Below are 24,692 nucleotides of genomic sequence, written 5' to 3' on the forward strand. Positions count from 1 at the left end.
AAAAAGGATGATCGTTCATAGCGCCGTAAATTATGAGGTTGCCATCGAGGATCTGGTGAAGAACCCCATAGACGGCACCGTCACGGTATCCGGCTGGGCTGTGGATACCTATCGTAAGACCGGAATACGCATTCGCCCCCAAGATGAGGATGTAACCGTTGAACGGCAGGACAGGAATGACATTGCCACGGTCTTCGATCTGGATTCTTCCGCCCGGCCCGGTTTTACCGCTGCAACCCTTTCCAGCAAGGGATCATTCCAACTTCTTTTCATGATCAACGGTACTGAACGGCCGGTTCAGATCGATTTGAACCGTTTGGAACGTAAACTCAGCAATGACAGGAAGAAACAACGTTTGAGACAGATCAGTTACCGTCTTCTTCATGATTCCTTCTCGTCTAACTTTAGGTCCTTGGTGAAGCGTGCCAAGAGGAAGATCACCAAGCGGCAGAAGTCCTATGACCAGTGGATACGGACTCATGAGGTTACTAAGCCCGCGGATGCCATGCAGGTCATGGAGGGCTTCGCTGAAAAGCCATTGATCTCCATCGTGGTTCCCGTATACAACGTGGATGAGCAATGGCTGCGCAAGTGTGTGGAGTCCATGGATGCCCAGTGGTATCCGAACTGGGAACTATGCCTGGCCGATGACCACTCTCCTGATGAGTCGGTGAGAACCCTGCTGAAGGAGATCTCCGCCGGTGATCCCCGAATCCATGCCGTGTACAGGGATGAGAACGGTGGCATAGCCGCCGCAACGAACTCTGCGATAGAGCTGGCCAAGGGGCAGTACATCGGCTTCATGGACAATGATGATGAGCTGGCTCCCAGTGCACTCTATGAGGTGGTTTCGGCAATTAACTCCGATCCATCGATTGACTTCATCTACACCGATGAGGACAAAATCACGGAAAAGGGGGTCAGATTCGATCCCTTCTTCAAGCCTGATTTCTCGCCCCATCTTCTGTTGGGCCACAACTACATCACCCACTTCGTGACCGTCTCCAGGGCCCTGCTGCAGAAGGTGGGAGGTCTGGATTCCGCCTTCGACGGGAGTCAGGACTATGACTTCGTCCTGAGGGCGACGGAGCAGGCGCAGAAGGTCCATCACATTCCCCAGATCATGTATCACTGGAGGACCCTCTCCAGTTCAGTGGCCGGTGATCCCCGCAGCAAGATGTACGCCTATGAGGCAGGCAAGGCTGCGCTTGAAGCCACCCTTAAGCGTCGGGGAACAGATGGCAGCGTCCGCATGCTCGATAACCTCGGCACCTACAAGATCGACTACCATGGAGAAGCGCCCTCGGTGGCTGTTATTGCTTCCGGGTATACGGGTGAGAAGCTCCATGATCTTGAGCTCGAAACAGACTACCCTCAGGTGAGGTTTGTGTCCGTCGGCAAGGCCGGGTTCGACGCAGCAGCACGAGAATGCGATGAGGACCTTCTGGTCTTCCTGGATGGGAAGAACCCCAGGAGGGCGGACTGGCTGACCGAAATGGTCAACTATATTCGCGACGATCAGGTTGGGGTTGTCGGAGGCAAAATCCTGGATGACCGTGGACGAGTTGCGAATGTGGGCGTGACCCTGCGAGCGATGAAGACAGGCCAGCCTTTCGAGATGCGCGGAGACTGGGACCAGGGCATCGGATACTACTTCCGTTGATCTCCTGCCTCGTGATATGTTCGCCGTCACGGAGGATTGCCTGCTTACTCGTCGCCGTGATTTTGAGCGGATAAAGGGGTTCGATCAGTCTCTTTCTTCCGGTCTTCAAGGCATTGACTACTGTGTCAGGTTGCAGGAGGAATGCGGTCTTACCACCCTCTGGCAACCATATTCCCTCTTCGTTGACGAGGCGAAAAACCCTGCGAAGATACCCCAGGAAGACCTGGATCGGTACTTGGCTTCCCACCAGGGCATGGTGGATCCCTTCGCTTCGGCCTTCTTCCCCTCCGAGAAACCGGACCATGCTCCTGTAGAGGCGTCCATTGATCAGGTCCTGGTCTCATCGGACTCCTCCGTCATCACGGTGACGGGTTGGGCAGCCGACCTGGAGGGGCATGAAGCGGCTTCTGTCGGTATATCTCCCTGCGAGCATGCCCGCTTGAATGATGTGAAGCGGATTCTTCGGCCGGATGTCAACATGACCAAGGCCATGCCCATCGATTCCGAGCTTGGATTCAAGCTGCGGATCAGTCTGCCGGACGGACTGGCGGCTTTCCGTGCCGAGCATCCGTCCTTGGTTATTTCCGGGCCGTCCGGGCAGGTTTCCTTGACCCTGAAAGTGCCCCGTTCCCAAGCCATGTCCAGGTTCGGGCTACTTCTCAGAAAAGCTGCCGCCATCAGGCATCCCCGTAGCTTCGCCAGGCGTATTTTCGACCGATATCTGGTGCCACGTCGGCAGAAGGCGGCGTACAGGAAACTCATCGCGCGTACCGAGCAATATGACAAAGCGGCTGTCGAATCCAGCATCGATGGATTCGCGTACAAGCCCATGATCTCCGTTCTGGTGCCTGTCTACAATGTTGAGCCGCAGTGGCTACGAGCCTGTGTAGATTCCATCCGCAACCAGTTCTATTCCAACTGGGAGCTTTGCCTGGCCGATGATTGCTCCACGGATCCCCGTGTAGCTGAAGTCCTCAAGCAAATGAGCGAAGAGGATGACCGGATCAAGGTCGTATTCAGGAAGGAGAACGGGCATATATCGAGGGCGACCAATTCGGCTCTCGAGATCGCAACCGGTGAGTTCGTGGCTCTGGTTGACAACGATGATGAATTGCCTCCTCAGGCCTTCTTCGAAGTGGTCAAGCGGCTCAACGAGAAGCCTGAAACCGACTTGGTCTATAGCGATGAGGACAAGGAAGACGAGCAGGGTCACCGATTCGACCCGCACTTCAAGCCCGACTACGAGCCTGATCTTCTCCTGAGCACCAACTACATCAGTCATCTGGGTGTTTACCGCAGATCCATCGTTAATGAGATCGGTGGCTTCCGTGTGGGATATGAGGGGTCCCAGGACTATGACATGCTCCTGCGGTTCATGGAGCGTACCGAGCCATCAAGAGTCCAGCACATAGCCAAGGTTCTCTACCACTGGAGGACTCTACCCACATCGACTGCCTCCAGCGGTGGTGCCAAGGACTACGCTTCGGACGCGGGGTTGCGAGCCCTCAGCTCGGCCATGGAACGCAGGGGGATTGACGCCGAGGTGGTCTCTGCCGGTCCGAGCGGCATCTACAACGTTCACTACGGTATTCACGACCCCGACCTTGTGTCGGTGATTATCCCTACCAAGAATGGCTATGACAACATCGAGCGGTGCATGGACTCGGTGATCGAAAAGACCAAGTACCCTAACTATGAGGTGCTCATTGCCGATAACGGCAGCACCAACCCGGCCATGAAAAGACTGTATGCCAGGTACAAGGAACGCCTGGGGGAGCGGTTCAGGGTGCTTGATCTCGATATCCCCTTCAACTTCTCCCGCATCAACAACCTGGCTGCCAAGGAGGCCAAGGGCAAGTACCTTCTCTTCCTGAACGACGACACCCAGGTCATCAGCCCGCTCTGGATGACGCGCTTGGTCTCTTTCGCTCAGCTACAACGGATAGGAGTGGTTGGCGCCAAGCTCTATTACCCGATCAACACCATTCAGCACGCAGGCATTGTTCTGGGGCTTGGAGGCGTGGCCGGGCATATCATGGTCGGCACGCCACGGACCCACTTTGGCTATTTCGGCAGACTCATCGAGAATGTCAATTACTACGCTATGACGGCGGCGTGCTGCATGGTCAAGGCCGAGGACTTCCAGGCTGTTTCCGGTTTTGACGAAACTCTGGCGGTCGCATACAACGACGTCGATCTCTGCGCACGAATCCACGATGAGCTGGGCAGGGACAACGTGTGGGCCCATGAGGTCGAGCTCTATCACTTCGAGTCGGTGACTCGCGGGAAGGATGCCAAAGACAAAAAGAAGAGGGCGAGGTTGGAAAAGGAGTCCGCGGAATTCAGGAGCAGACATGCGGAGGCGGTCGAGAACGACCCCTACTACAACCCCAATCTCTCCCGGACCTCGGGCAACTTCTGGGTCCGGGAGGACTGAATACCCAGCAGATTAAGCCATATTCTTGACCCGGGCATCGTATATGAGCTTCTCCAGATGCCTGACCCAGGTGGCGACGGTACAGAGGGCGCGTCGGGCGATACCCATTTTGTGGAAGAGGGCCGACGCCCTCTGCCGGTCCTGGTGCAGTTCCTCCAGGCTCTGCGGGTCCGAGCCAGCTGCAGCCGTCTCGGAACGGAGCCCATCCCAGATGGAATAGTAACTGCGCATAGGGGTGATTCCGTCGTCCAGGGCCAGCTCAAAGTTGGCCAGACCCGCAGCCACATTGTCGCGGTAGAAGCCCACGCTGCGGAGGGAGTGGGTCACGGATGAGGGCGACTGCAGCCAGTAGTACAGGACTGTATTGATGTCGGCAACCTTGGACATTCGTCGGTATAGCGGGCCAGCCACCATGATGTCCTGTGCGTAGCGGCCGGGGGGAAAGCGGATACCCTCCCACAGTTCAGCTTTGTATAGTCTGCACCAATTGGCCTCGTTGAAATACCTGACCTCACCGGATTTGCCGATCATGTCCATGAAGATGCGAAGACTCTTGCAGAAGTATGTCTGATAGGCCTTGAAGGGGTTGGCAAAGACCTTGATGTTTCGTGGTGAGGCAGCCCCATGAGAGGCTTCATCAACAATGGAGTCCATCTGGGAGGGGCCGAATTGCTGCCATCTGGCCTTGCTCATGTCGGCATCGGTTACTTTCAGAGCGTGGAGCAGTAATTCGATGTTCTTTTTATCGAGGATGTCGTCATTGTCCGCGAAGGCCAGGTAGGTGCCTCGGGTGGCGTCCAGTCCGGCGTTCTGGGCCACGGAGATGCCTTGGTTCTCCTGGTGTATTACCTGAATGCGGTGGTCCCGGACTGCATATCGGTCGCAAATGGTGCCGGACCCGTCGGTGGACCCATCATCCACCAGGATGATTTGCAGATTGGTATGGGTCTGCCCACAGATGGAATCCAGGCAGCGGGGTAGGTATTCCGCCGCATTGTATACGGGAACGATGATGGATACCAGGTCTTGGCTGACTGTCATAGAAGCCAGTCTAGTAGAAGCCTCATGGTCTGGGTTGTGCCTTGTATGAAAGACCGGCAAGGTCGGCGTGGGTATGGCCCGTATGATGCCTGAGTCGAACAGTGGGGCCTTGCCGCATTTCTTGTCAGGAACAGGTTTCCTGCAGCGCCAGCCGGTGATTGGCTCCAGCGTAGCCGGCTGATCGAATCCGGTCCTGATGACGATATATACTCGAAACATTGTCTGGTGGTTCTGGCGCCATGTGGTGATTGGACCGCCGGCTTTATGCACCCTCCTGTCACGGAAAGTCCGTGACCGTTAGGTCCAAAGGAGGTGGGTGATGTCTGCGCACAAGTATGAACTGATGTTCATTGCTGATCCGAGCCTGGATGAGCGATCCCTGAAGAAGCTGACCGATCAGTATCTCGAGGTGGTCACCAAGGAAGGTGGGTCCGTCGACAATATCGACATTTGGGGCCGCCGCAAGCTGGCTTATGAGATCGACAAGAACAACGAGGGCAACTACGTGGTCGTCGAGTACAGCTGCGAGCCGGCTGTGAGCTCCGAGCTCGACCGTGTCCTCAACCTGAACGAATCCATCATTCGTACGAAGATCCTTCGTAAGGATGCCAAGTAAAAACAGCTATCGAGCGTTGACGGGCCCTGCGGGGCATCCGTCCGCCATGGGCAGGGGAACCACGGGATGGCAGAACATCCGGGATTCCCGACAAGAGGAAAGGTCGTGAGATGGCAGGAGATACATACGTCACCGTGGTGGGGAACCTCACTGCGGATCCGGAGGTGCGCACCACTTCCAATGGCGGTACGGTGGCCAACATCACCATCGCCTCTACGCCCAGGCAGTTCAACAGGAACTCGGGTCAGTGGGAGGACGGGGACGCCCTCTTCATGCGGTGCTCCGCATGGGACTCCACCTACAACCCCCTGGCCTCCAACATTCAGGCCAGTCTGACCAAGGGCATGCGGGTCATCGCCCAGGGTCGTCTGGTACAGCGCTCCTACCAGGACCGTGAGGGCAACAACCGCTCGGTCGTGGAGCTGCGTCTGGATGAGATTGGCCCTGCATTGACCAGGAACACCGCCCAGGTGACCCGGAACTCCAACACTGGTGCCCCCAACGGGGGCGGCCGTGGTGGGTTTGCAGGTGCCGGGAACGGCGGTTACCAGGGTGGATCCTCCTACCAGGGTGGTGCCGCGGCGGGAGCCGCGCCCCAGCAGGGGTCTCAGCCTCCTGCCCAGGATCCCTGGTCGTCCACCGGTTCCGGTGACTCCTTCGGATCCTTTGGGTCCTCGGGGGAGTTCGGCGGCGCAGGAGATGAGCCAGAGTTCTGAGCTGATAGCTCAAGGCAAGATTTCATAAGTGCAATAAGGAGAACATATGTCACGCAAGAGGCCGCAACCACCGGTCAAGCCCTTCAAGAAGAAGCCGAATCCGCTCAGGGCCGCCAAGGTTCACACCATCGATTACAAGGACGTCGCCCTGCTGCGCAAGTTCATCTCGGACCGCGGCAAGATTCGTTCCCGTCGTATCACCGGCGTCACCGTCCAGGAGCAGCGCGAGATCTCCACGGCCATCAAGAATGCCCGTGAGATGGCCCTGCTGCCCTACGCCACCACCGGTCGCTGAGGGAGGATACAGACATGGCAAAGGAAACCAAGGTTATTCTCACTGATACCGTGACCGACCTGGGGCACAAGGGTGACGTCGTCGCCGTCAAGCCCGGGTATGCCCGCAACTACCTGATTCCCCAGGGCCTGGCCTTCGCCTGGTCCAAGGGTGCCGCGGCCCAGATCGAGGCCATGCAGAGGGCTCGTCGCGCCAAGTCGCTGGCAACCCGTGAGGATGCAGTCGCAGCCAAGAACGCCGTCGAAGGCCAGAGCGTTGAGATCAGCGCCAGGGTCTCCGATTCCGGCAAGCTCTTCGGTGGTATCTCCAACGAGGCAATCGCCCAGGCCCTTCGACCCATGGCCGATGTGGACCCCAGGACCATCTCCGTTGAGTCCATCAAGACCACCGGCGAATTCCCGGCAACAGTGGCCCTGCATCCGGAAATCACCGCCAACTTCACCGTCAAGGTGATTGCCGGCGAGTGAACCACCCTGGATGAGACCCAGGTAATGCTGATGCCAGGGTTCGGGGTCGGTATTCCCGGTCCCGGCATCAGGGCTTAAGCAAGATATGAAGAAGGTCCCCCGCACCCGATGTGGTGCGGGGGACCTTCTTCATGTGTCCGGTATCTCATTTCCGGACAATCCTTCGGCTCAGAAATTGCCGCCGTTCCAGCCCCAGTCCTTTGTGGCCGTGTAGCGGATGTAGGTCCTGTCCTGGGGGATGGACAGCTCGGTGTCCAGAATCTGCATGATGGACTTGGTCAGGCTCTCCCAGGCCGACTTGGGAACCTCGCTGCCGAAGACGTTGACCTCCACATAGGCGGCTGGTTGGGAGTCGTCACCCGCGAAGTAGATGGGCATGTCCGACTCGAAGGGGCACATGAGCCACCCCTCGGACTTGCCGGGAACGGCGGTGATGGCCTTGCCGTAGGCGGTCTTGATCCGTTCACGCTGTTCGACGCTTATCGAGGTGCTGACGTGGGTATGGATAACAGGCATGATGTTCCTCCTGACTGGACTGGAGAGGGCCTGGACTTGGCCCGCCGACCCCTTCAATACTAGACGGTGCCGGTCAGTTCCATCCGAAAGGACGATGCGTCAGGGACCAGGCCCCGAGGCGATGGGAGAGGGAGCCCTCCTTGGCTGGTTGGCCGGGTGCCGGGGCATCAAGGAGCCACTTGCGGATAATGAAGTTCCATATGGCCACGACGACGGTTGCCACTATCTTGGCTGCGTTGGAGTAGAGCACATATTTGCTGTGCATGGAGTGGATGGCGTCGGCGGGCAGCATGGCCGTGCCTGCCCAGAGGATGAGCTCGTTGATGCCCAATCCGATGACCGAGGAGATAAGGAAGACCGTCATCTCCATCCAACGGGCCATATCGTTCCGGTGTTTGAAAACGAACTTCATGCTGGCCAGGTAGTTGAAGGCCAGGGAGATCAGGAAGGATATGGCGCCGGCCAGCACGTTGTTGAAGTGGGCCAGGATGATCAGCAGATTCATGATGCTGACATCGATGATGAAGGCGATGGCGCCCACGATGCCGAACTTGACAAGTTGCTCGATGAGTTTGCGCATAAGGCACCATTGAACCACTCCCCGGCAGCCGGGCCGATACTGCCGGAGAATTGTATGCAGAAATCTCACGACGGCAGGAATCGCAACGGCACCGGTGCCTGTTGATGATTCCGACGGAGCCGGAATGCCGTACCCAGGCTTGGAGGCAGAGGGTTCAGGCCTTGAGCTCGGTGAGAATGGGCTTCTCGGTACTGTCTCGAATCTGACGGAACCCTACGAAGGCGATGGTGAGGGAGGTCAGCGCTAGAGCCGTGACAACCCCGAATCCGCCCCGGGAGCCGTATCGGTCGATGAACTGACCGGCGATTGCGGACCCTGCCGATGACCCGATGGAGTTCATGGCGCTCAGCCAGGCCATCCCCTCGGTGAATCTGGCAGGGGGGACCAGGTGGAGCATGAGTTGATTCCCGTTGATCCAGGTCGGTGCCTGGCAGATGCCGATGACCAGGTAGATGAGCATGATGGTCCAGAGGTTTCCGGCAAAGAGGAAGGTGCCAATGCCCAGGTTGACCACCAGGAGGCAGAAGTAGAAGCGTTTCCAGAGGGGAATGGTCCAGCTCTTGGCACCATAGAGCAGGGCGCCTATCAAGGAGCTGAAGGAGAAACAGGCGAAGACGAACCCGGTCATCTGTTTCATGCCCTGCTCGGTGGCGAAGGAGATGATGGAGATGGAAGCGGCGCTCTGGAAGGCACCCAGGCCGAACCAGGTGACGCATACGGCTATCATGCCCGAGCTCCAGAAGGCACTCTGCCCCTCCTGCCCCTGCAGTTCGGCCGCCCTGGCAGCCTGCCTGGCCCGGTACTCCTTGCGTGTGATGCCCTGGGCCTTGGCCAGGCTGGTCTGGGACGGTGGTTCCGTTGTGGCGATCGAAAGGAACATCCAGGCGCCGACCAGGACACAGACTCCGGTGAAGGAGAAGGCCAATACCCCGGATATGACGGCCAGGATGGAAGCCAGGGGGTTTCCGATGACCCACATGGCCTCGTCGAAGACCCCGGAGAGGGACAGTGCCTGGTCGGTGGCCTTCCTGTCTCCCCTGAGGATGTTGGTCCACCTGCTGCGGCTCATGGCTCCCCACGGCGGTATCGCCGCCATGAAGGGGGTGATGCAGTACAGCACCCAGGCCGGCGCATGAGAGGTGATCGAGGTGATAAGGGCCGCGGCGGCGACCATCCAGACCACCACGGTGGGGAGGGAGACCTGTCGCTGGCCGAACTTGTCAATCAGCTTACCCAGGATCGGGCTCACCAGTGCGAGCGATATGGCCTGGACGGCGGTCAGGGCTCCGGCCAGTGAGTAGCTGCCGTAGTAATGCTGGACCGAGATGGTGATGGTCATGCCGACCATGGGGAAGGGCATGGAGGCGATGACCGAGCCGACTGCGAAGCGGGCTGTGTGGGGCATACGTAAAAGTGACGCGTAGCCCCCGAAAATACGATGGCCGATCTGACCCAGTGCATCCCTTACCTGCTGCGGCATTGCTCCTCCTGCCTTTTTCTCTGCTCGTATGCCTATGTGTTTGGTTTCCTCGGGGCCTGCCGCTCAACGTAGCGCTTTCACTCCCTCCATCCGCAAAGACGCGGGTCGCTCCGGGGAATCCCGGAAAACAGGGGGAGAGGGGTTGAATTGGTGGCTGTTACGGACTGTTAGACTGGTAACCGCTCCGGACCCTTGAAGCCGGTCCCGGGCTGATATAAGTTTACCCCGAGCTCTCGTCCTGAGGGAAGACCCGGGGAGCCATCGGGAGGTAGGTCACTTGCCGGCAACGACCATTCATTTCATCCGCCACGGTCAGGTATTCAATCCCGACCATATTCTCTACGAACGCCTTCCAGGCTTCCACCTGTCCGAACGCGGACGGGGGATGGCCCATGCCACGGGTAGATTCCTGGCGGCAGCGCCTGGCTTCAGGGACATCGCCGCCGTCTATTCCTCCCCCCTGGACCGGACCAGGGAAACCACGGACATCCTTCTGGAAGAGGTCAATCCCGCCAGGGGGAAACGTGGCCTGGACCCACTGAATCCGCACTATGACGAGCGGTTGATCGAGGCCGGCAATGAGTTCCGCGGCAAACGGATCGGCCGGGGTGCGGGTGCCCTCTGGTACCCCTCCAACCTGAAACTGGTCCTGGATCTTTCCAAACCAAGCTGGGGCGAGAGCTACCGGCAGATAGCCCGCAGGGTTTCGGACTTCGTATACGAAAAGGTCGAGGAATATCCGGACGCACAGATTCTGGCCGTCTCCCATGAGTCGCCCATCTGGACTTTCCGGCACCTGTTGGAGACGGGCCATCCCGAGCACAATATGCTGCGTCGTGGCACCGCCCTTGCCTCGGTCACCTCCATCACCCTGGACTGCGGCTCCCGGAAGGTGCTTGGCATCACATATGCGGATCCGGCGGCAGGTGTGTAAGGCCGTCCCCTGTGTCATAGGATGGCAGGAGGATTGCAACGCGGATTGGACCGCGACTCAGGTGAAGGAGCGTGATGATTGTGGTCTATGAGCAGAATCTGGTCGAAGAGCTGGCATCCAGGCCGTCGATGGGGGAGGCCATCCAGGCCGGGGTCGACCTGATTGACCTGTGGCCGTTGACCGATGCGGTCAGGCTCAGGAACGACGCCAAATACGCCGAGACCCTGCAGGTGAGGATAACGAGGGTCCTGGCTCGGGTGATGACAGGCCAGGATGTGACCATCCCCGATGCCGAGTACGTATATGAAGGAGCCGAGGATATTCCCGGCCGGCCGCAGGAACTGGTTGATGCCCTCCTGGCCGCCAACGACGCATATGAGGGCATGGTCGGCGGGGCGGCACAGGGTCAATCGGACAAGCTGGTCCAGGCCGCCGAGGTCCTCGGGGCCGGTTGGAACCAGGAGGATGTCAAGGCCGCCCGCGACCTGGTCGATTGCCTCGCCAAGGAGGTCACGCCAAGAGGGGAGCCCCTGGAGTCTTCGGCGGAGCAGGCCGAGGTGGGCCGACGCCTGGCCACGTCCGTGATCGCTCTGGACCGGTTGGCCTCGGCCGTCCATGCCGACGGGGATCAGGTGGTCAGAATCCTGCCGATTCTGCTCTATCTGAACGAGCTCAACGAGCGAATGGGTATCCCCAGGGTCTTCCTGACCGATGAGCAGGTCCGTGGGGCCCTTGCCGTCATTTCGTCGAAAACGATTCACGATCTGGCGGATACCTTGGCCCCCGAGGTGGCTGCCGAGTGGAATAAGCACCTGGATGAGGTGGTCTGGGATCCGGAAGAGGCCAAGCGCCAGGCCAAGGAGGACGATGAGCGCAAGAGTCGCGAGGCTCTCCAGGCGAAGTTTGCGCATGTCCCGGAAGACCCGAACAAGCCTCCTGTGGAACTCTGAGTTTCGACCTGGATAAATAGACAAACCCCCGATACCTCGGATCTCGACCTGCATGGTCGTGACCTGCTCGGTATCGGGGGTTCGGTTATGTTCGGAGTCCTGCTGTCTCTATCTGACCCAGGGCATCGCCCTCACTTGTCGAAGCGGGCGCCGCGTGGGTCGCTGGGCCGAAGCATGAACACGAGATTGGCGATGCCTCCCCCCAGCGTGATGATGGCACCCAGCGCGATGAGGGTAATGACTACGCCTGGTGTCTGCATGAAAGCCGCCGCGATTCCGAAGACCAACAATATGACGCCGACAGTGGTGGTGACGATAGGCAGAAGGTACCACAGGCCGGACATGTTGCTGTCGTGCAATCTGCGCACCGCAACCGCGATGTTGGGGACAAACAGCGCGACCGAAACAGCGTCCGCCACTGCCTCGGCGGCAGTGTCGGGGGCCAGAGCGAGGAGCACGCCACAGGCCATATAGATCAGGATGTTCAGCAGGATGGACCACCAGTACTCTCCCCTGGAGGCCCGCCCCTTGAAGGTGGTGTACTTGTTGAAGAAGCGCTTGCTGGCGTTGATGAAGTCGATGCCGTACCAGGGCTGGTCAATCGGTGGAACACCGGTGTAGGCGTAACCCGCCCCTGAGGGGTAGGCAGGTGTCTGCGGAATCTGCGGTCCCACACCCGGCTGCTGGTAAGCACCCTGCTGGTATGCCCCCTGCTCATATCCGACCGGCTGTGCATAAGGGTCCTGACCCTGGTAGGCCGCCTGCTGCTGGCCGTATGCCTGCTCTTGGTAGTCGGGCATTGCAGGAGTCGGATGGTTGTTGGTGTACGCCGCCTGGCTTCCATAGGCCGGCTCGACTGGAGTGGGCTCGGGTGTGGGCATCGGCTGGTACGTCGACTGGTAGGTCTGCTCAGTACCGATTCCAGGTGTTTCCTGGGGCTGCTGCTCGGTGTAAGTGTAAGAAGGCTCCTGAGGGGTCGGCTGGGCCGGGGGGAACTGCTGTTCCTGGACCGGTTCATTTGAATATGATGGGTAGGGGTTGTTCCCTCCCTGGTATCCCTGTGCGCCAGCCGGGTCCTGCCCCGCCCCATACGCATAATCGGGGGTGCTTCCCGCCGCCTGTTCGGGCTGGTTCTGGTCGGGTTGCGTCCAGAAGTCAGGCAGATTACCCTCATTGCCATTATTCGGCTGGTTCATAGATACTTCTTCCCCTTGTGTAATAAACGAAAATCCCCGCATACCAATTAGCGGTATGTAAATATTATTGCAAGAGTTTTTCAATATTTCCATATCCGTGTCTCAGAGGATACGTATAACGGCCTGAATCCGGGGCTGGTACCTGGCTGGGACAGTGTGTTTCCTAAGAAAATCGTTGCAGCAATCGTCCGTGTGCTTCGGGTGGGCCTCATCACGGAGTTGCTCCGATTCTTGGCGGGCAGGCCCTCTAGTCCTTCTCGGGTGCTCCCAGGAGCAGACGCTCGACCAGCGTGATGAGTGCCAGGAGGGCAGCCGTCAGAATCACGATGACCAGGGTGGCGGAGAATATCAGCGGGGTTCTGAAGGAGTTGAAAGCCGACTGGAGCCAGATTCCCAAACCACTCTGGGCGCCCAGGTATTCGGCCGTGGCTGCTGTGGCGAAGACATAGGCGGCACTGATTCGCAATCCGCCGAAGATCTGCCGGGCTGCCACCCGCAGCTTCACGTGCCACAGGGCCCATGCCTTGGTAGCCCCGCAGTTCAGAGCCACGTCCTGGTAGAAACGCGGCACGGCATCCAGGCCCCGGCAGGTCTGAACGACGATGGGGAAGAGGGCGAAGATGGCTACGATGACCACCTTGCCCAGGGGCTCGAACCCGAACCAGATGATGAAGAGCGGGGCGATGGTGATCAGAGGAATCATCTGTGCTCCAGCAATCAGCGGATAGATGGCATCGTGCAGGGTCCGCCAGGCATGGATTGCCAGGCCGATAACCAGACCCAGGGCGGTGGCCAGGAGGAAACCGAGGAGTCCCTCGACTCCGGTGATCGCCGTGGCCGGAATCAAATCGTCAAGGCTGTCGAAGGTGGCCTGGGCGATCTGGCTGGGGGAGGGGAGGACCTGGTCCGGCACCCCTCCCAGGCGTACGGCGGCCTCCCATATGACCAAGAGGGCCACCAGGGTCAGGGTCGGTGCCAGGAGCCGTGTCCATCCAGGTCTGGGGCTGGTCTGCCTCACTGCTTCCTTGCCTCCTTGACGAACTCGTCGGTCCAGAGGTCGATGGCCTGGGGTGCCTTGTCGGGGTTTCCCTTCCTGGCGTCCTTGTAGGTGCCGGCCTTGAATTGGAAGTCCAGATAACTCTGGGCGTCGTCCATGTCGATCATCCCGCTGATGGTCTTCTGGCCGGGTGTTTCCAACCAGTAGCCTTCCTTTACGATGCTCTCCATTGATTTGCTGGCCAGTTCCGGGTCGATGTTCGATCCCTTGGTCTCCTGGACCAGGATTTCGGCGGCCTCATCTGGGTGGGCCAGGGAGTAGTCATATCCCCTCATGCTGGCGGTGATGAACTTCTGTAGGGCCTTGCGGTGCCCGGGTTGATCGAGCCAGGAGTCCCTGACCACGAAGCCCAGCTGGTCGGGGTTGCCGGGCACCCCCCAGTCTGACTGTGTGAAGCAGTGCAGGGCCGGGCCCTCGATCTCGCTCTCCACACCCTCCCAATTGGCGTAGAAGCCTGCGAAGTCCCCCTTGCCGCTGGTCAGGGTGGCGAAGGTATTGGTTCCGCTGGTCACCCGCTTGAAATCGCCATTGCCTCCCGCATGTCTGATCATCTGCTGTACCACGGCCGTCTGCTCGGCCGATCCGAAGCTGACGAAGGTCTTGCCGTCGAAATCCTTGGGGGTCTGGATATCGGTGCGTGAGGCCAGGGAGCACCAACGTGCCACAGAGTGCTGCCCCAGGTTGAAGACCTGCTTGAGGCTGGACCCCTGGGAGTTGAAGGTGGCCAGATTGCTCAGCTTGGAGAAGCCGACATCCGCCACCTTGTTCTGCACCGATGTTTCGGCGCCGGCCTGTGCAGTGGGGAGTATCTTGACTTCGATGCCCGCGTCCTTGAAGTACCCCAGGTGACGGGCTGCATAGATGCCTACATGGTTGGTGTTGGGGGTCCAGTCCAGCATGAAGGAGATGTGGGAGTCGTCGTCCGCGCCTTCGGCCTGATTGCCGGCACCGCAGCCTGCCAGAGAGAGTCCCATGACTGCCGCGCTCGTCAGGGCCGCCAGTCTGAAGGCCAATCCGTGTGGTCCTCTTGCCTGAGCTGCGCCCGCCATGGATTTCCTCATGCTTGTCACCTTGCCTTCCCGGCACTCCCTGGTGCCATGACCGGTGAGGTGTCTCGACGGGAAGGTGAGGAGCCCGCGCGACGTTCCTGACCGGTGTAGTCGATTCCGTGTATGAAACGTGTCGTGACACGGTTGCTGCCACCAACCGCGCGAACAAAATCACTCTAGAACCTACCATAAATGGACCGCGCGAAATCCAGGACGAGGACTTCCGTCGGGTACTTCTTCTCCATGCATGTGGATGGTCCCATAGACAGGATGAGGGTGTGTTGGAGGGCCGTGTCGTCCCTGACCAACATGTTGTCATCCACTTTTCCCGGGATAATGCGGCTCAGTGAGTCGGCATGATTGCCGGCAGATGTGAGTCAAATCACATTTGGCGTCATTGTACTATATCTAGTGCTCATCTTTGTGACTCGCACTAGATATTGTGGCGTATGGTGGTAGAGTTATCTCGTTATCACAGATGACAAGAATGTAGTTCGCGGCCTTTCAGCGGTTTCGCGGGCATGGAGAGCGGCAATGCAAGGAGTGACGATGGATACGCAGGTGGTGGCAAGCCGTGCAGAGGAGAGGAACACCTCCGAACGCGACTCGGTCGATGGCATTCTGGTCGAGAAGCGCGATGGCCGGATCGTCGATTTCGATCCCGTCAACATCATGGACGCCATTGAGGCCGCTTTTACGGATGTCATGCACGAGATCGGGCCGGACGACCGTCAGGAGATCCGCAGGATGGCCCTGACCGTTCAGTCGGAGATCCGTGATCGCTATACCAATCCGGTCAAGATCGAAGACATACAGACCCTGGTCGAGCACGCCCTGGTCAATGCCCATCTCTACGAGATCGCCCGGGCCTACACTTCCTACCGTCTTGATCGCGACATTCAGAGGGCCAAGGCCACTGATGTCAATGAGGCCGTCCACCGTCTGACCAGCAAGGACGAGTCCCTGGTACGGGAAAACGCCAACAAGGACGCCAACGTCTACGCCACCCAGCGTGATCTCCTGGCGGGTGCCGTGTCCAAGGCATCGGCCTTCAGCATGTTGCCCAAGGATGTATCCAATGCCCACATGAAGGGCGACATCCACTTCCATGATGCCGACTACTCGCCTTTCACCGCGGAGACCAATTGCTCCCTGCCGAACTTCAGCGACATGTTGGAGCATGGGTTCGAGCTGGGCAACGCCATGATGGACTCGCCGAAGTCCATCGGCACCGCTGCCACGCAGATCACCCAGATCATCAAGGACATCGCCGGTTCCCAGTACGGTGGCCAGACCGTCAACCGCTGCGACGAGATGCTCGACAGCTATGCCCGGCTTGATTACAAGAAGAACTACACCATGGCCGAGGCCGTTCTCCCCGACGAGGAGCCCATCGAGGTGGCCAAGGAGGTCGTCCGCGGTCTCAAGGCCCGTGAGGCCGACTGGCTCCACCTGGACGACCGTGAGCCCATCGGTGAGGATGCCCCCTTTGATCTGGATGCGCCTGAAATGGTTCGCCTGCGTCAGGTCTACGCCAAGATTCTGACCAGGAAAAACATCTACGACGCCATGCAGACCATGGAGTACCAGATCAACTCCAACCGCGTCTCCAACGGCCAGACCCCCTTCGTTACCGTGGGCTTCGGCCTGGGCACCTCGTGGTTCGCCCGGGAGATTCAGCGCGCCATCTTCCTGATTCGCATCCGTGGTCTTGGCAAGGACCGCCACACGGCCATCTTCCCCAAGCTGGTCTTCACCATCAAGCATGGGCTGAACGCCGACGAGGGTGATCCCAACTATGACATGAAGCAGCTGGCCCTGGAGTGCTCCACCAAGCGGATGTACCCCGATGTGGTCTTCTATGAGAACCTGATCAAGATCACCGGTTCCTTCAAGGCCCCCATGGGCTGCCGCTCCTTCCTCCAGGCCTGGACCAACCCGGAGACCGGGGAGGACGAAGAGGACGGCCGTATGAATCTGGGTGTTGTCACCGTCAACATCCCGCGTATCGCCCTGGAATCCCGTGGCGATAAGGACCGGTTCTGGAAGCTGTTCGACCAGCGTATGGAGGTGGCCCACCACGCCCTGCAGTTCCGTATCATGCGCTGCAAGCAGGCCACCCCCATCAACGCCCCGACCCTCTACCAGTTCGGTGCCTTCGGCAGGCTGAAGCCCACCGACAGTGTCGACACCCTCTTCCGCAACAGCCGCTCCACCGTCTCCTTGGGATACATCGGGCTGTATGAGGCCACCAGCGTCTTCTTCGGTAAGGACTGGATGCAGGACCATACCTGGGACCAGGAGGGCAAGGAATTCGCCCTGAGCATCGTGCGTCGCATGAGCCAGCTCTGCAAGCAGTGGGAGAAGTCCGAGGGGTATCACTATTCGGTCTACTCGACCCCCGCCGAATCCCTGACCGACCGCTTCTGCCGGATGGACAAGGAGAAGTTCGGTTCCGTCGAGGGCGTGACCGACCATGACTTCTACACCAACAGCTTCCACTACCCGGTCTGGCTGCGGCCCACCCCCATGGAGAAGCTCAGCTATGAGCGCGACTTCCCCTACCTGGCCTCGGGAGGGTTCATCAACTACTGCGAGTTCCCCTCCATGCAGCAGAACCCCAAGGCTCTGGAGGCCGTCTGGGATTATGCCTATCAAATCGGCATAGGCTACCTGGGCACGAACACCCCCATCGATCACTGTTTCGTCTGCGGGTACGAGGGCGACTTCGCGCCCACCGAAGAGGGATTCAAGTGCCCGGAGTGCGGTAACGACGACCCGGAGAAGTGCAACGTGACCAAGCGCACCTGCGGCTACCTGGGCAATCCGGTCCAGCGGCCCATGGTCCACGGCCGCCATGAGGAGATCGCCCACAGGGTCAAGCACATGCAGGGCGAGACCGGCCGCGTGGTTCTGAAGGACGGCAACATCAAGGAGTGGTTCGACGACAAGGCCGAGTAGGCCCTGACCAAGCGAGTCGAAGAGCAATACCGATGGCGGGCCGTGCAGTGACGGCCCGCCATTTTCGTGACCGGCGGCCAGACCGGGCGGAGTTTGGAGGATGGCAATGGGTAAGCAGGGTGTCATGAGGAAGACCGGTGCCGCCGGCCACCGTGACTTCGCGGCCGACGAACAGGACAGGGGCCCGGGAATTCCCTCCCTCCTGACCAACAACCCCAAAGCCGGTCAGTGGGACGGACGCAAGCTCAGCCAGGGCATTGTGGCCGACTACAAGCAACTGGTCATGACCGACGGGGAAGGCATCCGTTCCTCCCTGTACGTCAGTGGCTGTCCCTTCCGTTGCCAGGGGTGCTACAACTCCTCCATCTGGGATTTCAAGGCCGGGCACCCCTATACCCAGGAGTTGGAGGACCAGATAATCAGGGACCTCTCCCTCTCCTACGTGCAGGGCATCACCTACCTGGGCGGCGAGCCCCTACTTAATACACCCATGCTTCTCGGACTCTCCAAACGGATCCGTCAGGAGTTCGGCCAGGAAAAGGACATCTGGTGCTGGACTGGCTACACCTGGGAGGAGCTGAATCGCCCGGGGGAGACCCCTGACAAGGCCGAGTTGATCTCCTATCTGGATGTCCTGGTCGATGGTCGTTACCTGGAGGACCAGAAGAACTCCCTCCTCCAATTCCGTGGATCGTCCAACCAGCGCATCATCGATGTTCCGAAGTCTCTTGAAACCGGTCAGCTGGTTCTCTGGGCGAAGGTCCACGACCAGACCAGGTTCATTCCCGAAACCTACAGCAAGAACAGGGAGCAGGAGCAGAAGCGGGGCTGACCGGGCCGCTTTCCGAACGTCGCCTTGCCGGGGCACAATGGTGACTATGACTGATGAGCATGATCACGACTCGAAACCCGAACTGCCCAAGGATCTGAGGGTGCGGTTCTGCCCTTCCCCCACGGGCACCCCCCACGTGGGCATGGTCCGTACGGCCCTCTTCAACTGGGCCCAGGCCCGTCATTCCAAGGGGACCTTCGTCTTCCGAATCGAGGACACGGATGCCCAGCGCGACAGCGAGGAGAGCTACGGGCAGATCCTGGATGCCCTGAGATGGCTGGGGCTTGACTGGGATGAAGGGGTGGAGGTAGGTGGCCCCGATGGTCCCTACCGCCAGTCCCTGCGGGGCGACATCTACAAGAAGGTCGCCCAGCAGCTCGTTGATGCCGGCTACGCGTACGAATCCTATTCCACTGCGGACGAAATCAAGGAGCGCAATGTCGCCGCCGGACGACCCGAGGCCTTCGGGTATGACGGGTACGACCGGAACCTGAGCGAGGAGGAGCGGCAGGCTTTCCGTGACCAGGGCCGTAAGCCCGCCCTGCGTATCCGCATGCCCGATGAGGACATTGCCTTCGACGATCTGATTCGCGGCCGGATTGAGTTCAAGGCCGGATCGGTGCCCGACTATGTGATTGTCCGCCCGAATGGGGACCCCCTCTATACCCTGACCAACCCGGTTGATGATGCCATGATGCGGATCAACGTGGTTCTGCGCGGGGAGGACCTCCTCAGCTCCACGCCCAGGCAGATCGTTCTTTACCGGTATCTGATGGAATTGGGTGTCGCCCAGGTCATGCCCCTCTTCGGCCACATGCCCTATGTGATGGGTCAGGGCAAGAAGAAGCTCTCCAAGCGCGATCCCGAGTCCAACCTCTTCCTGCACCGTGAGCATGGCTTCATCCGCGAGGGTCTCCTGAACTACCTGGCCCTCCTGGGCTGGTCGATAGGCCCCGACCGCGATGTCTTCTCCATGGATGAGATGATTGAGCGCTTCGATGTTCGCGACGTCAAGGCCAATCCGGCTCATTTCGACATCGACAAGGCCATCGCCATCAATGCCGAGCACATCCGTATGCTGGATCCGCAGGATTTCCTGAATCGATCCCTGCCTTATCTGAAACGTGATGGTCTGGTCACTGCCGAGAGTTGGGATGACCTGACCGACCGTGAGCGTGAGGTCCTGACGGCGTCCGGCCCCCTGGTCCAGCCCCGTGTCCGTCTTCTGGGCGAGGTCTCCGGGATGATGGGGAGCCTGCTCAACGATGCCGATTACATCGAGCCCGACCCCGACGCACGCAAGCAGCTCAAGGAGTCGGCCGCTGCCGTTCTGGAGCTGGCCGAGCAGACGCTCCGGGAGGTGCCCGACCAGAGTTGGACCACCGACCATCTTCATGACCTTCTTACCGAGGCCCTGGTTGAGCAGGGAGGGTACAAGCCCCGTCTGGCCTTCGGGCCCGTGCGGATCGCCGTATCCGGTCGCCGGGTGTCGCCCCCGCTCTTCGAGTCCTTGGAGATTATCGGCAAGACCGCAACACTCCAGCGGCTGACCAACTTGCGCCAACATCTCTGAGCGGGTATATTATCTTTTTGTTGTGCTACCGGCTTGTTGAATCAGGTCGGCGCGCTACGAAAAGAGAAAGCCCCCGTCGTCTAGCGGTCTAGGACTACGCCCTCTCACGGCGCCAACACCGGTCCAAATCCGGTCGGGGGTACGATTATGTGGCAACCGTCCAAGCGGTTGCCACATAGCCAATTGGGGTATGGTGTAATTGGCAACACAGGTGATTCTGGTTCATCCATTCTTGGTTCGAGTCCAGGTACCCCAGCGAGTATTCAACCGCGGTTTCCCTCAGGGGGCCGCGGCTTTTTGTTCTCGGCCCCGTTCCGTTGAAGGCTTGTAGCCCCGACTGCCGTATGCCATCGGATTTGTCGTCTAGGTCACAACATGATTTCGCCGCGTAAGGTCAGGTTCGGCCTTTCGGGGTGTCCGAGCCGATACGATAGAGATAAACGGCGGGTGGGCCGGTACGGATGGAAATCGGTCCTGACTGTCCCGTTGCACGCTGTACAAGGTTGTTCGAGCAAAAGGTTGTGAAGGACTATGAATACTATCGTTGTGTTGGGCGCAGGGTATGCCGGCATGCGTGCCGCAAAGAAGCTGGCACATGCCAATCTTGATGCCCGTATCATCCTGGTCAATCGGCACCCCTACCACTATGAGGCCACCCAGCTCCACCAGATTGCCGCCGGCACCAAGGAACCGGCCGACGTCACTTTCGATATTCGCAAGGTCGTCTCACCCAAGGTCGAGGTCCTCATCGACACGGTGACGGGCATCGACCAGGAGGAGCGCCGGGTTACCCTGGAGGAGCATGAACCCCTCCGGTATGATTACCTGATCAACGCCCTGGGGTTCGAATCGGAGACCTTCGGCATCAAGGGGGCCGAGGAGAACGGCTGGCCCCTGGTCGACATCGACACATCCCTGGCCGCCAGGCACCACCTGGAGCAGACCCTGGCCAACTACCGGAACAGCCACGACCCCAATGACCTCCACGTGGTGGTCTGTGGTGCGGGGTTCACCAGCATCGAGTACCTGGGGGAGCTGGTCTACCGTATGCCCAAGCTGGTCGCCGAGTATGGTCTGCCGGCCGATCAGATCAATATCTCATGCATCGAGGCCTCGCCCAAGATCCTTCCCATGTTCTCGCAGAAGCTGGTTGACTGGGCCGTTGGCTACCTGAAGAAGAAGGGCGTCGAATTCCACACCTCCACGGCCATCACCGAGGTCCGGCCGGGTGCCGTAATCAGCAACGACCAGGAGTTCAAGGCCAATACAATCATCTGGACCACAGGGGTGCGTGGTAACCACGTCATTGCCGATTCCGGATATAATCAAAAGCGCAACCGCGTTGTAGTGGAGGATGACCTCTCACTCAAGGATCACCCTGAGGAATACCTCATCGGCGATATCAGCGCCGTTCCTGATCCCGAGTCGGGCAGGCTGTTCCCCACCACAGCACAGATCTCGATCGCCCAGGCTGATACGGCTGCAGCCAACGTCATCGCCAGGGTGCAGGGGCGCCCAACAAAACGGTTCACCTTCAAGAGCATCGGTACCGTCTGCTCCCTGGGACCGCATGTGGGCGTTGCCGAGATCGACATGATGGGCAAGTGGAAGCTGAAGGGCGCTGTGGTTGGGATCGTGAAGAAGATCGTCAACGACCGTTCCGTCCTTGAGCTCGCCAACATCAGGACCATGCTGGAAGGCAACTGATTCGCCCGTCCGGGTTGAACAAGAGAGAGAATTGGGAAGGCAAGGAAGATGCTTAACGTTCTGGGTCTGTCGCGATTCCAATTCGCGATGACGACCGTATTCCACTTCTTCTATGTACCTCTTTCCATAGGCCTGGCGCTCTGCGTGGCCATCATGGAGACGCTGTATGTGGTCAAGAGGAAAGAAATCTACAAGAAAATGGCCAAGTTCTGGGGGAAGATATTCCTGCTGAGCTTTGCCGTCGGTGTGGTCACCGGCATCATTCAGGAGTTCCAGTTCGGTATGAACTGGTCGAACTACTCGCGGTTCATGGGCGACATCTTCGGAGCCCCGCTGGCCATCGAGGCGCTCCTGGCGTTTTTCATGGAGTCGACCTTCATCGGCGTCTGGATGTTCACCTGGAACCGCTTCAAGCCGGCTGTCCACGCCATCTTCATCTGGCTCACCTTCCTGGGGTCCTCGGTTTCCGCCATCTGGATCCTGGCAGCCAACAGCTTCATGCAGCACCCCACCGGTTTCGAGATCAACAAGGCCACCGGGCGGGTGCGCATGACCAACTTCTGGGATGTCCTGGGCAATCCGCAGCTCTGGCGGGCCTTCCCCCATGTCTTCTTCGGTGCCGTGGTGACAGGCAGCATGGTCCTGGTCGGCATGAGTGCCTGGGGTCTGCTCCGGGCACACAAGCAGGAACAAAACGGTACGGCCCAGGTCGAGCCCACTGTCGAAGCTGACGGGTCCGAGCACATCTCCAAGCGGGTCTTCTACACCCGGTCGATTAGGCTCAACGCCGTCATCGCCCTGATCGGGGCAATCCTGGTCATCATCGCGGGTGATCTTCAGACCACCTTCATCATCGATGATCAGCCCATGAAGTTCGCCGCCACGGAGGGTATCTACGAGGACACCAAGGATCCCGCCCCCTGGGCCGTGGTCTCCTTGATCAACGAAAAGGACAAGACCGCCAAGAGCATAGAGATTCCCGACATGCTCTCCCTCCTGGCCTATCACAGCCCCTCCGGTTCGGTGAAGGGTATGAACACCGCCAATGAGGAGCTGCACCAGCAGTACGATGCCAAGTTCGGCAAGGACATGAACTATTACGTGCCGGTCACGGTGCTCTTCTGGAGTTTCAGGTTCATGGCCGCAGTGGGCTTCGGTGTCCTGCTTCTATCGATACTGGTGCTTTGGTTCACCAGGAAGTCCAAGGATACCCTCTGGTCCAGTGATTGGAAATTGTGGATTCTGGGCCTGTGCACATACCTGCCCTTCGTGGGCAACACCGGTGGCTGGCTGATTACGGAGCTGGGACGTTACCCCTGGCTGGTCTACGGACTGCAGACCATCGCGGACGGTGTTTCGCCCACGGCCACGGTCCCCAGCCTCCTGTTTACCAATATCGTTTACTTCCTGCTCTTCCTCTTCCTGGGAGGGGTCATGATCTTCTACTCGCGCAGGGTGCTGCACCAGGGCCCCGACTACCAGGGTGAAGGTCTCGGCCTGCAGATGCAGACCGGCAGGAACGAGAGGAGAGTGGCACTGGCATGAGTATCCTACAAGGTTTGTGGTTCTTCGTCATAGGTCTCCTGTTCGCCGGATTCCTCCTGCTGGAGGGGTTCGACTTCGGCGTGGGCATGGCCACCCGGTTCGTTGCCCGGGATGGTGACGAGCGCGCCACCTTCATGAGGGCCATCGGTCCCCACTGGGATGGCAATGAGGTCTGGCTGATTACCGCAGGAGGCGCCATGTTCGCCGCCTTCCCGCTCTGGTACGCCTCCCTCTTCTCCGGGTATTACATCCTCCTCTTCCTGGTTCTGGTGAGTCTGATCCTGCGTGGCGTATCCTTCGAGTTCGCCAGCCATGCCCTGACTGTGCGTGAGCGCGGGTTCTGGCAGTGGGCCAACTTCATCGGCTCCCTATTTGCCCCCTTCTTCCTCGGCATGATGTTGACGAGCATGATCCAGGGCATCCCTCTGGATATCAACGGTGATGCCAGGCCCGGGTTCTTCGGGGTGGTCAACTGGCTTTCGGTGGTCGGTGGTGTGGCTGTCGTCTTCTTCAGCTTCGTCCACGGCCTGCACTTCCTGAGCCTGAAGCTGGGACCCGTGGCATCGCGCCGGATGCTCAATATCAGCGAGAAGCTGTATTGGATTGCATACCCGGCCCTGGTCGTCTTCGTTCTCCTGGCCTTCTTCAGGACCGATTTCTATAGGGTCCGGCCCATCTCCACCTGGTTGATCACCGTGATCATCCTGGCTGCCACCATCTGCGCCCATGTGGCTGTGACCAAGAAACGTGGAGGGTTCGCCTTCGCGTCTTCCGGCATCACGCTGATGGCCATCATCGCATTCATCTTCAACGGGCTCTTCCCGCGGGTGATGATAGGCACTGACCCGGCCTCCAGCATCATGATCGAGGATGCCGCCGCATCCCCCTACACGATGAAGATCATGACCGTGGTCCTCTGCATCTTCCTGCCCATCATGCTGGCCTACTTCATCTGGAGCTACTTCATCCAGCGGAAGCGGCTGGTCGCCGATGACTCCGACCTTGCTGCGGTGAGTCGGTCTACGGCCACGGCAGCTGTGTCCAAGTAGGATGTAGCGGTCAGGCAGCCGGCTGAGA

21 protein-coding genes and 2 tRNA genes are annotated in these 24,692 nt (G+C 59.4%); 16 read left to right on the forward strand and 7 right to left on the reverse strand.

Annotated features, from left to right (window positions below; genetic code table 11):
* The first annotated feature begins 7 nt into the window (after positions 1-7).
* Both BINDI_RS07625 and BINDI_RS07630 read left to right on the forward strand, forming a co-directional pair.
* Entirely contained in the window at positions 8-1,663 is a 1,656-nt protein-coding gene (locus BINDI_RS07625) for a glycosyltransferase family 2 protein (protein WP_052357137.1), read from the forward strand.
* A gap of 16 nt (positions 1,664-1,679) precedes the next feature.
* Positions 1,680-4,100 (forward strand): glycosyltransferase, encoded by a 2,421-nt coding sequence (locus BINDI_RS07630; protein WP_237742953.1) that lies wholly within the window; start codon positions 1,680-1,682, stop codon positions 4,098-4,100.
* Positions 4,101-4,112: 12 nt separating this feature from the next.
* Here BINDI_RS07630 and BINDI_RS00970 read toward each other — a convergent pair whose 3' ends face one another.
* On the reverse strand, positions 4,113-5,141 hold the full coding sequence (locus tag BINDI_RS00970; RefSeq protein ID WP_033491367.1) for a glycosyltransferase family 2 protein: 1,029 nt from the start codon (positions 5,139-5,141) through the stop codon (positions 4,113-4,115).
* 319 nt (positions 5,142-5,460) lie between these two features.
* Between BINDI_RS00970 and rpsF the strand changes: the two genes are divergently transcribed.
* The 4 genes from rpsF (at position 5,461) to rplI (ending at position 7,235) form a co-directional block, all read left to right on the forward strand.
* The gene (gene rpsF, locus BINDI_RS00975; protein WP_033491368.1) at positions 5,461-5,757 is read left to right on the forward strand and encodes a 30S ribosomal protein S6; all 297 of its coding nucleotides are present in this window, start codon (positions 5,461-5,463) and stop codon (positions 5,755-5,757) included.
* Positions 5,758-5,867: 110 nt separating this feature from the next.
* Positions 5,868-6,473: a single-stranded DNA-binding protein gene (locus tag BINDI_RS00980; RefSeq protein ID WP_033491369.1), complete on the forward strand. Its 606-nt coding sequence runs from the start codon at positions 5,868-5,870 to the stop codon at positions 6,471-6,473.
* Positions 6,474-6,519: 46 nt separating this feature from the next.
* Positions 6,520-6,768: a 30S ribosomal protein S18 gene (gene rpsR / locus BINDI_RS00985; RefSeq protein WP_033491370.1), complete on the forward strand. Its 249-nt coding sequence runs from the start codon at positions 6,520-6,522 to the stop codon at positions 6,766-6,768.
* A 14-nt stretch (positions 6,769-6,782) separates the two neighbouring features.
* The gene (gene rplI / locus BINDI_RS00990; RefSeq protein WP_033491371.1) at positions 6,783-7,235 is read left to right on the forward strand and encodes a 50S ribosomal protein L9; all 453 of its coding nucleotides are present in this window, start codon (positions 6,783-6,785) and stop codon (positions 7,233-7,235) included.
* Positions 7,236-7,403: 168 nt separating this feature from the next.
* On the opposite strand, the gene BINDI_RS00995 is transcribed toward rplI, so the two are convergent.
* From BINDI_RS00995 to BINDI_RS01005, 3 genes are all read right to left on the reverse strand, one after another.
* On the reverse strand, positions 7,404-7,751 hold the full coding sequence (locus BINDI_RS00995) for a phenylpyruvate tautomerase MIF-related protein (protein WP_033491373.1): 348 nt from the start codon (positions 7,749-7,751) through the stop codon (positions 7,404-7,406).
* Positions 7,752-7,824: 73 nt separating this feature from the next.
* A complete protein-coding gene (locus tag BINDI_RS01000; protein WP_033491375.1) occupies positions 7,825-8,331 on the reverse strand; it encodes a GtrA family protein in 507 nt (168 codons plus the stop codon).
* Positions 8,332-8,485: 154 nt separating this feature from the next.
* A complete protein-coding gene (locus BINDI_RS01005; protein WP_033491377.1) occupies positions 8,486-9,811 on the reverse strand; it encodes an MFS transporter in 1,326 nt (441 codons plus the stop codon).
* 277 nt (positions 9,812-10,088) lie between these two features.
* Between BINDI_RS01005 and BINDI_RS01010 the strand changes: the two genes are divergently transcribed.
* Both BINDI_RS01010 and BINDI_RS01015 read left to right on the forward strand, forming a co-directional pair.
* Complete coding sequence (locus BINDI_RS01010) at positions 10,089-10,745, forward strand: histidine phosphatase family protein (protein ID WP_033491379.1); 657 nt, start codon at positions 10,089-10,091, stop codon at positions 10,743-10,745.
* A gap of 74 nt (positions 10,746-10,819) precedes the next feature.
* Entirely contained in the window at positions 10,820-11,695 is an 876-nt protein-coding gene (locus BINDI_RS01015) for a hypothetical protein (RefSeq protein ID WP_033491380.1), read from the forward strand.
* Positions 11,696-11,826: 131 nt separating this feature from the next.
* On the opposite strand, the gene BINDI_RS01020 is transcribed toward BINDI_RS01015, so the two are convergent.
* From BINDI_RS01020 to BINDI_RS01030, 3 genes are all read right to left on the reverse strand, one after another.
* Complete coding sequence (locus tag BINDI_RS01020; protein WP_033491381.1) at positions 11,827-12,891, reverse strand: DUF805 domain-containing protein; 1,065 nt, start codon at positions 12,889-12,891, stop codon at positions 11,827-11,829.
* 247 nt (positions 12,892-13,138) lie between these two features.
* Entirely contained in the window at positions 13,139-13,909 is a 771-nt protein-coding gene (locus BINDI_RS01025; RefSeq protein WP_033491382.1) for an ABC transporter permease, read from the reverse strand.
* A complete protein-coding gene (locus BINDI_RS01030) occupies positions 13,906-15,009 on the reverse strand; it encodes an ABC transporter substrate-binding protein (RefSeq protein WP_148301948.1) in 1,104 nt (367 codons plus the stop codon). Before BINDI_RS01030 ends, BINDI_RS01025 begins: the two co-directional genes overlap by 4 nt.
* A 537-nt stretch (positions 15,010-15,546) precedes the next feature.
* Here BINDI_RS01030 and nrdD point away from each other — a divergent pair.
* The 8 genes from nrdD to cydB all read left to right on the forward strand — a co-directional run bounded on the left by nrdD (position 15,547) and on the right by cydB (position 24,664).
* Positions 15,547-17,958 (forward strand): anaerobic ribonucleoside-triphosphate reductase, encoded by a 2,412-nt coding sequence (nrdD, locus tag BINDI_RS01035; RefSeq protein WP_033491384.1) that lies wholly within the window; start codon positions 15,547-15,549, stop codon positions 17,956-17,958.
* Positions 17,959-18,064: 106 nt separating this feature from the next.
* Positions 18,065-18,790, forward strand: a complete 726-nt coding sequence (nrdG, locus tag BINDI_RS01040) for an anaerobic ribonucleoside-triphosphate reductase activating protein (RefSeq protein ID WP_110444468.1) — start codon at positions 18,065-18,067, stop codon at positions 18,788-18,790.
* A 46-nt stretch (positions 18,791-18,836) separates the two neighbouring features.
* The gene (gltX, locus tag BINDI_RS01045; protein ID WP_033491385.1) at positions 18,837-20,363 is read left to right on the forward strand and encodes a glutamate--tRNA ligase; all 1,527 of its coding nucleotides are present in this window, start codon (positions 18,837-18,839) and stop codon (positions 20,361-20,363) included.
* A gap of 69 nt (positions 20,364-20,432) precedes the next feature.
* Positions 20,433-20,505: transfer RNA gene (locus BINDI_RS01050), tRNA-Glu, on the forward strand.
* A gap of 42 nt (positions 20,506-20,547) precedes the next feature.
* Positions 20,548-20,619: transfer RNA gene (locus BINDI_RS01055), tRNA-Gln, on the forward strand.
* A 275-nt stretch (positions 20,620-20,894) separates the two neighbouring features.
* The gene (locus BINDI_RS01060; protein WP_033491387.1) at positions 20,895-22,070 is read left to right on the forward strand and encodes an NAD(P)/FAD-dependent oxidoreductase; all 1,176 of its coding nucleotides are present in this window, start codon (positions 20,895-20,897) and stop codon (positions 22,068-22,070) included.
* A gap of 48 nt (positions 22,071-22,118) precedes the next feature.
* On the forward strand, positions 22,119-23,615 hold the full coding sequence (locus BINDI_RS01065; protein WP_033491388.1) for a cytochrome ubiquinol oxidase subunit I: 1,497 nt from the start codon (positions 22,119-22,121) through the stop codon (positions 23,613-23,615).
* Positions 23,612-24,664 (forward strand): cytochrome d ubiquinol oxidase subunit II, encoded by a 1,053-nt coding sequence (gene cydB, locus BINDI_RS01070; protein WP_033491390.1) that lies wholly within the window; start codon positions 23,612-23,614, stop codon positions 24,662-24,664. Before BINDI_RS01065 ends, cydB begins: the two co-directional genes overlap by 4 nt.
* Positions 24,665-24,692: the final 28 nt, after the last annotated feature.

This window comes from Bifidobacterium [indicum] DSM 20214 = LMG 11587 (assembly GCF_000706765.1).
GTDB lineage: Bacteria > Actinomycetota > Actinomycetes > Actinomycetales > Bifidobacteriaceae > Bombiscardovia > Bombiscardovia coryneformis.